Below are 9,160 nucleotides of genomic sequence, written 5' to 3'. Positions count from 1 at the left end.
CGCCATACGTGGAGGGGTAGGTGATCATGATGGCGGCCAGCTTGGCGGCGTGCAGTTCGCACTTGGCCTTCAGGTCGACCAGGTCGATATTGCCTTCCTTGTCGCACTTGGTGACGACGACCTGCATGCCCACCATCTGGGCCRATGCCGGGTTGGTACCGTGGGCGCTCTCGGGGATCAGGCAGACGTTGCGCTGCGCTTCACCGCGCGATTCATGCCAGGCCTTGATGGCCAAGAGGCCGGCGTACTCGCCCTGCGAGCCGGCATTGGGCTGCAGGCTGATGCCGGCATAGCCGGTGCACTCGGTCAGCCAGTTCTGCAGCAGCTGGTCCAGCTCGGTGTAGCCGGCCAGCTGGTCCTGCGGCGCAAAGGGGTGCACGCCCGCGAACTCCGGCCAGGTGATGGGGATCATCTCGGCCGTGGCGTTGAGCTTCATCGTGCAGGAGCCCAGCGGGATCATGCTGCGGTCCAGCGCCAGGTCCTTGTCCGACAGGCTGCGGATGTAGCGCAGCATCTCGGTTTCGCTGTGGTGGGTGTTGAAGACCGGGTGGGTCAGGTAGGCGCTGCTGCGGCGCAAGTGCGTCGGGATCAGGCTGTCGACGCCGGCGGCGAACTCGGCGACGGTCGGCACGGCCGCACCAGCGGGTGCGAACCAGCTCCAGATCGCCTCGATGTCGGCGCGCGTCGTCGTCTCGTCCAGCGCGATGCTGACGTGCTTGTCGCTGATCTTGCGCAGGTTGGTTTGCGCGGCCACGGCCTTGGCCATGACGGGGGCAGGATCACACTCCACGAGCAGCGTGTCGAACACATGCGGCGTGACGACCTTGGCGCCCATGCGCGTCAGGCCGGCGTGCAGGATGGCCGTGTAGCTGGCCACGCGTTCGGCGATGCGCTTGAGGCCTTGCGGGCCGTGATAGACCGCGTACATGCTGGCCACGACGGCCGGCAGCACTTGCGCCGTGCAGATGTTGGAGGTGGCCTTCTCGCGGCGGATGTGTTGCTCGCGGGTCTGCAGCGCCAGGCGCATGGCCGGGTGGCCTTGCGCGTCCTTGCTGACGCCGACCAAGCGACCCGGCATGGAGCGCTTGAATTCGTCCTTGCAAGCCAGGAAGGCGGCGTGCGGGCCGCCGGCGCCCATGGGCATGCCGAAGCGCTGGCTGTTGCCGGCCACGATGTCGGCGCCGAATTCGCCGGGCGAGACCAGCAGCGTCAGCGCCAGCAGGTCGGTGCAGACGATGAAGGCGGCGCTCTTGGCGTGGGCCTGGTCGGCAAATACCTTCAGGTCATGGATGAGGCCGGTGGTGCTGGGGTATTGGCAGACGACGGCGAAGTAGTCGTTCTCGGCCATCAGCGCGGGCGCCATGCCGACCTTCACGTCGATACCCAACGGCGCGCAGCGCGTCTGGATGACTTCGATGGTCTGCGGGTGCACGTCGCCAGCGACGATCAGCGTGTTGCTCTTGCTCTTCACGCCGCGCTTGGCCAGCGTGACGGCCTCGGCGGCCGAGGTGGCCTCGTCCAGCATGGAGCCGTTGGCGATGTCCATGCCGGTGAGGTCGGTCACCATCGTCTGGAAGTTCAGGATGGCTTCCATGCGGCCCTGCGAGATCTCGGCCTGGTAGGGCGTGTAGGCCGTGTACCAGGCGGGGTTCTCGAGGATGTTGCGCAGGATGACGCCCGGCGTGTGCACGCCGTAGTAGCCCTGGCCGATGAAGCTCTTGTAGACCTTGTTTTTGCCGGCGATCAGCTTCAACTCGGCCAGCGCACCGGCCTCGGTGATGGGCGCGGGCAGCTTCATGCCCTGGGCGCGGCGGATGGACTTGGGCACGACCGCGTCGATCAGCGCGGTGCGGCTGGCCACGCCCACGGCGGCGCACATCAGGGATTCATCGACGGCATCCGGCCCGATGTGGCGGGCGTGGAATTCGGAGGCGTCTTCGAGATGGGAAAGCGGCGTCGGCATGGCGGGTCTTGCTTCGAGGATTTACAGGGTCTTCAACAGGGCGTCGTAGGCGGTCGAGTCCATCAGGGCATCGAGCTGGCTGGGATTGCTCAGCTTGACCTTGAAGAACCAGCCGGCCTTGAGCGGGTCGGTGTTGGCCAGGGCCGGGTCGTCGCGCAGGGCTTCGTTGACCTCGACGACTTCGCCGTCCACGGGCATGTAGACGTCGGCGGCGGCCTTGACGGACTCGACGACGCCGGCGACTTCCTTCTCGGCATAGGTCTTGCCCACTTCGGGCAGGTCCACGAAGACCACGTCGCCCAGCGCGTCCTGCGCGTGCACGGTGATGCCGACCGTCGCCGTGCCGTCGCCGTGGACGTCAAGCCATTCGTGATCGGGGGTGTACTTGATGCTCATCGTTCAGGCTCCGAGTGGATTAGCCGCGGTAGTAGCGGTTGGGGGTGAAGGGGGTGGCGGAAACAACCATGGGCGTGCGCTTGTCGCGCACGATGGCGAAGACTTCGGTGCCAGCGGCGGTATGCGCCTTGTCGAGATAGGCGAGTGCCACCGGTTGGTTGACCGTGGGGCCGAGTGTGCCGCTGGTGACGGTGCCGATCTCGGTGCCGTCGGCCGACACGATCTTGGCGCCCTCACGCACGGGCATGCGTTCCTTGCCGACCAGGCCCACGCGCTTGCGCGCCGCGCCGTTGGCCAGTTGCTCGTCGATGATGGCCGTGCCGGGATAGCCACCGGCACGCGCGCCGCCAGCGCGGCGCACCTTCTGGATGGCCCAGGTGATGGCCGCTTCGACCGGCGTGGTCGTCTCGTTGATGTCGTGGCCGTAGAGGCACAGGCCGGCTTCCAGGCGCAACGAGTCGCGCGCGCCCAGGCCGATGGGCTTGACCTCGGGTTGCGCCAGCAGCTTGCGGGCGAAGGCGATCGCGTGATCCTGGTGGACCGAGATTTCGAAGCCATCCTCGCCGGTGTAGCCCGAGCGGGTCAGGAAGAAGTCAATGCCGTCGACATAGAAGAAGCCGCCGGTCATGAAGGTCAGCTTTTCGACACCGGGAATCAGGYGGCTGAGCGCGTCGACGGCCAGCGGGCCTTGCAGCGCCAGCAGCGCGCGCTCAGGCACGGGAATGACCTCGCAGCGCGAGCCGATGTGCTTTTGCATGTGAGCAATGTCCTGCTCCTTGCAGCCGGCGTTCACCACCACGAACAGGTCGTCGGGGCGCTTGCAGACCATCAGGTCGTCCAGCAGGCCGCCCTGGTCGTTCGTGAAGAGGGCATAACGCTGCTTGAAGACGCCGAGGTCGACGATATCGACCGGCACCAGGGTCTCGAGCGCAGCGGCGGCATCCGAGCCGACCAGGCGCACCTGGCCCATGTGCGACACATCGAACAGGCCGGCGGCCGCTCGCGTGTGCTTGTGCTCGGCCATCACGCCGGCGGGGTATTGCACCGGCATGTCGTAGCCGGCGAAGGGCACCATCTTGGCGCCGAGTTCGACGTGAAGGGCGTGCAGGGGCGTTTGCAGCAAAGAGGACATCAAGTGCTCCGACGAAATTCGGGTTTGGATGTCCTCGCTGTCCCTGGTACCTGAGAGATTGACAAGGCGGTGTGCAGTCCCGCGCAAGCTTGCCCCTTCGGTGAGCCGACTCCAGGGTCGGCTTCTCTCCAGTGAGGAACGTCGGGAGTGTCTGCCACTGGTGGCGCCCACTCAAGACGTTTGTCAGTCCTTTTGCCTGAGCGTTCGGATCGCTAGACCCTGCGCCTTCGGCGGCCCCCAACTTCAGCGGGGCGCTCTCCTGACGAGTGAGGATTCTATGCACATCTAGGGGGCTGTCCGCGCAAGCAGCTAGGGGCAGACTCGCGGCTCATCATTTATGAGGAGCCGCCATGTTGCCCATCCGCGCCGCGCTTGCCCTAGCGATTGCCTCCTTGGCGGCCCCCGCCGGAGCCGTCACCAGTGTCACGGTGCAGCTGGGTGTGAACCCGAATTTCTTCGGCGGCACCGGCCCGGTGAATACCTTGCTGACCCAGCCCAGCACCGCTGAACTGAGCAGCGGCCTCGTGACCGGCGGCTTCAATTCCAGCGGCGCCGCCCATGCCTTCGCACAGGCCGGCACCCTGAAGATGGACGGCACCTCGACGGGCAGCCTGAACAGCCTGGCGCGGGCGACCTTCCGCGACGATTTCAAGCTGGATCTGGCCGGGGTTGCCGCGGGCACCCAGGTGGTCGTGCAGTTCGATCTGCTGCTGAGTGGCAGCTTCAGTGTCGGCGCGTCCAATGAGGCTGCGGCGAACTGGCAGGTGCGCGCCGACGTGGGTGGTGGCGCCTTCGACCTGGGCGCTGGGGGGCATCTGTACAACAACTCCCCGACGCTGGCCATCCACGGCTATGTGGGTGATCCCATCGGGATATTGCACGGCACGGCCACCATCAACACCGGCCAGATGCTGCCCCTGTATGTGGAGCTGGAAGCCTCGGCCCAGACCTCATACAACGGTCAGGGCGGCGCCTTGGCCACGGCCGCCTTCGACCTGGGGCACACGCTGCGCTGGGGCGGCATGACGGTCTCTCTGAACGGCGTGCCGCAAAACCAGGTGACGCTGACCTCGGGCTCGGGATTCAACTACCTGCAGGCCGCGCCTGTGCCCGAGCCGGGCACCTTGCTGATGGCCCTGTGCGGTGCCGCCGTGCTGTTGGCCAGGCGGCGCCTGCAGCGGAGTTAGTCGCCGAAGTGTCCCGACTCCAGGGCCTCGCTGTCGATGGGCATGGTCTGGCCGTCGGCGCCTTCGAAGAATAGCGGCTTGCGCGCCTTGGCCACCGGGGCGACCTGGTTCATCGTCATCGCGTCGAACAGGCGGCCGTTCTGCATGACCTGGGCGATGCGGTCCGACTGACGGATGTCGGCCAGCGGGTTGCCGTTGATGACGACCAGGTCGGCCAGCTTGYCGGGCTCCAGCGAACCCAGATCCTTCTCGAAGCCGAAGTTGCGCGCCGGGTTGATGGTGGCGGTGCGCAGGGCTTCATGCGGCGTCATGCCGCCCATGACGAACATCCACATCTCCCAGTGCGTGCCCAGGCCTTCGCGCTGGCCGTGGGCGCCGATGGAGGTGTTGACGCCAGCGCGTGACAGCGCGGTCGCGGTACGGGCCACGCGGATGACGTTGAAGTCTTCCTCGGGCGCGGTCTCGCGGCGAATCGAGCGCGGCTCGAGCACGGTGCGCGGCACGTAGCGGCTCAGCAGCGGGTGCTTCCAGACGTCGGTGCGGGCATACCAATAGTTCTCGCCGAACAGGCCGCCGTAGCCGACGTTCAGCGTCGGCGTGTAGCCCACGGCGTTCTGGCTCCACAGCTGCTTGACGTCGTCCCAGACCTCGGCCAGCGGCAGCGCATGCTCCACCGTCGTGTGGCCGTCGACGATCATGCTCATGTTCAGCTGAAATAGCGAGCCGCCTTCGGGCACCACCATCATGCCGGTCTGGCGTGCGGCCTCCAGCACCTGCTGGCGCTGGTCGCGGCGCGGCTGCTGGTAGCTCTTGACGCTGATGGCGCCTTCGGCCTTCTGGCGGTTCAGGTGGGTCAGCGCGTCGTCCAGGCTGTTGACGTTGGAATAGAAGGGCGTGCGGGCACCGTAGAGGATGGTGCCGGTCGAGTAGATGCGCGGGCCCAGCACGAGGCCGGCGCGCTGCATCTCGGCCTGCGTGAAGATGGCCGAGCTCAGGTTGGACGGGTCGTGCAGCGTCGTCACGCCGAAGGCCAGCGAGGCGAGGTTGACCCAGCTCTGCTGCGGGATCAGGCCCGAGTCGTTCATGGAACCATGCCAGTGGGCATCGATGAAGCCGGGCACGATGGTCTTGCCGCTGGCGTCGATGCGCTTGGCGTCCGCGGGAATCGCGACGTCCTTGCCGACCGCCACGATGCGGTTGCCGTCGACCAGGACCGTGCCGCCCTCGATGACTTCATCCCCCTTCATCGTCACGACGCGGGCGCCGGTCAGTGCGACCTTGCCCGTGGGCTTGTCGCTGGCCTGCTCGAAGCCGATCTTCTGGCTGGTTGCCTTGTCCTTGCCTTCGGCGCTCGCGGTGAAGAGCTCATCACCCAGCGTGAAATGCAGTTTCTTGCTGTCGCCACTCCAGTGCAGCGCCGAGCCGGCGTTCACGTCGAGCTGGCGCACCGGCAGCGCGTCCATCTTGGCGCCCACCGTGATGGTCTTGCCCGACTGGCCCTGCACRTTTGGCAGCGGCGTCACATAGGCATGGAAGCGTTCGACAAAGCCCAGCCACTGGCCGTCGGGTGACACGCTGTACTCGGCCGCCGCGTCGCTGCGCGCCACCTCGGTCTCGCTATGGTCGCGCAGGTTCAGGCGCGTCAGCGAGAAGCGCTGCTCGACCTCACTGGTGCTGCTCGTCTTCGTGAAGAAGAGCTCGTCGCTCTTCGCACCGAACTGCGCGCCGCTGCCCTCCTTGGCTATCCGCTCGGGCTTGCCCAAGCCATCGGCCACGGCGAGGTAGAGGCCGGTGTCCAGGCTGTGCCAGGGGCTGGTCAGGCCGCCGCCCTTGACCTTGCGGTAGACCACCTGCTTGCCGTCCGGCGACAGGCGCGGTTCCAGGTATTTGCCCGGCTCCTTGACGAGCACGGTCTCCTTGCCGGAGGCGATGTCCAGGCGGCGGATAGCTCCCTGAGGCGCAAACTCAAACGACTCGTCTTGCTTGGTCAGCCGGCGCGGCGTGCCGTCCGGCAGATCCTTGACGTAGAGCGAGCCCAGGGCCGAGTAGACGACGCGCTTGCCGTCCGGCGACACCTGGGCACCGCGCAACTGGTGCACGGCGAACTTCGCCGGGGACACGTCTTGCGCAAAGCGCATCGGTTCGCGCAGCTCGCGCGTGTCCTTCACGTGGAAGGGAATGTCGGCAGCCGTGCCCTTGAAGGGGTCGACGCGCCAGATCTTGCCCTCGGCCCAGACGACCATCTCCTTGGAGCCAGGCATCCACGCGAAGCTGGGGTAGACGCCCCACATCGCCCAGATCTCCTGCAGGTCGCGTGACAGGCCACTCCAGGCCGGGCGCTCGACACCGGTGCTCAGGTCCTTCAGGAACAGCGTGCTCTGGTTGCGCACGCGGCGCACGAAGGCCAGGTATTTGCCATCCGGCGAGGGCGTGGGCCGCACCGCGCCACCGGGGCCTTGAACGAAGGCCTCGACCGACCCGTCGCCCAGGTCCTGGCGGAAGATCTTGTAGATCTCGCCATTGCTGTCCTTGTTGTATTCGAAGGTCTTTCCGGGTGTCGTGTCCTGCGAGTAGTAAAGGTACTTGCCGTCCGGCGACACGGCCGGCTCGCCGAGGTCCTTCTGCCAGTTGGGCTTCTCGTTGAGCTGCACGCCCTTGTTCTTCGCGGCGTCGCCGTCGACATGGAAGAGCCAGATCTCGCCCGAGCCCGCGCTGCGCGTGCCGGTGTAGTGCTTGCGTGCCAGCAGGTATTTGCCGCTGGGGTGCCAGACCGGGTTGTTCAGCAGGCGGAAGTCTTCCTTGGTCACGGCGCGGGCGCCGCTGCCGTCTATGTTCATGACCCAGATGTTGTCGCCGCCGCCGGCGTCGCTGAGGAAGGCGATCTGCTTGCCGTCCGGCGAGAAGCGGGCCTGGTGTTCCCACGCGATGGAGTGGGTCAGCGCCTTGGCCTCGCCGCCGCCGATCGGCAGCGTGTACAGGTCACCCAGCAGGTCGAACACGATCGTCTTGCCGTCGGGGCTGACGTCCACGCTCATCCAGGTGCCGCTCTTCACGTCGATGTTGGCCGTCTTGGCCACGCCGGGCGGCGTGTTGACATTCCAGACCGCGGACGCGGCCGGCGCGGCAGGCTTGGGCGCTTCTTGTGCGTTCGCGGCCAGGGCTGCGGCCAGCAGCAGGGCGGGGGCGGCGTTCAGACGATGCATGGAGGCGGGTGTTGGGAAGACCAAAACCTTCGATGCTAGCGAAGGGTGGCTTGCCCGCCCGTTCGTCACGCCCCAGCCAAGGCCAGGGCTTCTGCGAGGTTCAGGGTTTGCCCGGAGGCCCAGGCCAGCTTGGCGCCGTCACGGCTGAGTTGGGCGCCGGCCAGGCGGCGCACACGCGCCAGCGCGCGGGCTTCACGCGAGCCCAGGGCGCCCAGATGGCGCTGCCAGTACTGCTCGGCAAAGGCCGCCAGCTGCAGCGCCTGCTCGGGGTGGCGCAGCCGTGCCAGCGGCCGAGGGAAGAGCTGCAGCGTCAGGGCCCGCGCGTGCAGATGCTGACGCCCATGCGCGATGCGCAAGGCCTGGCGAGCCGCCGCGAGCATGGCCGGCCAGTCGCGGCGGGCTTCGTGGACCATGGCGAGCGAGATGGCCGCGTCGAGTTGGCCCACGCCGTCGCCATCGGCCTCGGCCAGCCGCTGGCAGGCGGTGATCCAGCCCAGCGCGGTGGCGATGTCGCCCAGCTCGATCAGGCACTGGGCGCGGTTGCGCAGCCTTGCGGCGGCCTGGCGCGAGTGGCCGACCGCCTCCCACAGCTCCTGGGCGCGGGCGTACAGCGCCTCGGCCTGCGCGGGCTGGCCACGCGACACGGCGATGGCGGCCAGTTGCTGCCAGGCACGTGCCTCGGTGGCCACGTCGCCGACGCGCCGGGCCAGGCCGATAGCTTCTTCAAGCGGGCGGGTCTGGCCCTGCTCGCGGTTGTCGCCGGCCAGCAGCACCCAGGCACGGCGCACCAGAGCCGGTGCGCGGGCGACGGGGTCGCTGCCAGCCAGTTGCAGCGCACGCTCGGCCTCGGCCAGCGCGAGGGCGCGGTCGCCGTGTGTGAAGGCCAGTTGCGCGCGCAGCTCATGGCCGGCGGAGCAGGGTGCGAGTTGCAGCAGCAGGCCGAGCTGGTCCACCAGCGTGCGGTCCACGCCGTCGCTTTCCCAGCAGGGGCGCATGGCCAGCGCCAGGCGCACACCCGCGGTGGCGTCGCCATCGTCGACGGCACCGGCGATGAGGGCGCGAGCCTGCTCGCGCCGTGGCGCCCACGCCGTGATCGGCGCTTGCAGGCCCAGCGCAAGTGCCCAGTCACACAACGCCGCGCGCAGCGTGCCGCGCGCACCGCGCTGCTCGGCCGCGTCCACGCCTGCGAGCACCCCGCGGCGCAGCAATTCCAGCATGCGGTAGCGCGGCTCGGCATCGCCGCCGGCCTGCAGCAAGGAATGGCTGACCAGCTCATTGA

Annotated in this window: 6 protein-coding genes and 2 riboswitches; of the genes, 1 reads left to right on the top strand and 5 read right to left on the bottom strand. The window is 67.7% G+C overall.

What is annotated here, in order from left to right:
• The 3 genes from gcvP to gcvT form a co-directional block, all read right to left on the bottom strand.
• On the bottom strand, positions 1–1,963 hold a 1,963-nt coding region (gcvP, locus tag ACXJKR_RS20585), incomplete at its 3' end, for an aminomethyl-transferring glycine dehydrogenase (RefSeq protein WP_457324397.1).
• 21 nt (positions 1,964–1,984) lie between these two features.
• Entirely contained in the window at positions 1,985–2,359 is a 375-nt protein-coding gene (gcvH, locus tag ACXJKR_RS20580) for a glycine cleavage system protein GcvH (RefSeq protein ID WP_056197006.1), read from the bottom strand.
• A gap of 19 nt (positions 2,360–2,378) precedes the next feature.
• Positions 2,379–3,491 (bottom strand): glycine cleavage system aminomethyltransferase GcvT, encoded by a 1,113-nt coding sequence (gene gcvT, locus ACXJKR_RS20575; protein ID WP_457324396.1) that lies wholly within the window; start codon positions 3,489–3,491, stop codon positions 2,379–2,381.
• A 27-nt stretch (positions 3,492–3,518) separates the two neighbouring features.
• Positions 3,519–3,633: riboswitch (glycine riboswitch) on the bottom strand.
• A gap of 32 nt (positions 3,634–3,665) precedes the next feature.
• A riboswitch (glycine riboswitch) is annotated at positions 3,666–3,763 on the bottom strand.
• 78 nt (positions 3,764–3,841) lie between these two features.
• On the opposite strand from gcvT, the gene ACXJKR_RS20570 reads away from it, so the two are divergent.
• Entirely contained in the window at positions 3,842–4,678 is an 837-nt protein-coding gene (locus tag ACXJKR_RS20570) for a hypothetical protein (protein WP_457324395.1), read from the top strand.
• Here ACXJKR_RS20570 and ACXJKR_RS20565 read toward each other — a convergent pair.
• Both ACXJKR_RS20565 and ACXJKR_RS20560 read right to left on the bottom strand, forming a co-directional pair.
• The gene (locus tag ACXJKR_RS20565; RefSeq protein ID WP_457324394.1) at positions 4,675–7,881 is read right to left on the bottom strand and encodes an amidohydrolase family protein; all 3,207 of its coding nucleotides are present in this window, start codon (positions 7,879–7,881) and stop codon (positions 4,675–4,677) included. The genes ACXJKR_RS20570 and ACXJKR_RS20565 overlap by 4 nt on opposite strands.
• Positions 7,882–7,946: 65 nt before the next feature.
• On the bottom strand, positions 7,947–9,160 hold a 1,214-nt coding region (locus tag ACXJKR_RS20560), incomplete at its 5' end, for a hypothetical protein (protein ID WP_457324393.1).

The sequence above is a fragment of the Roseateles sp. P5_E11 genome, from assembly GCF_054049355.1.
This window is presented reverse-complemented; position numbering and strand designations above follow the sequence as displayed.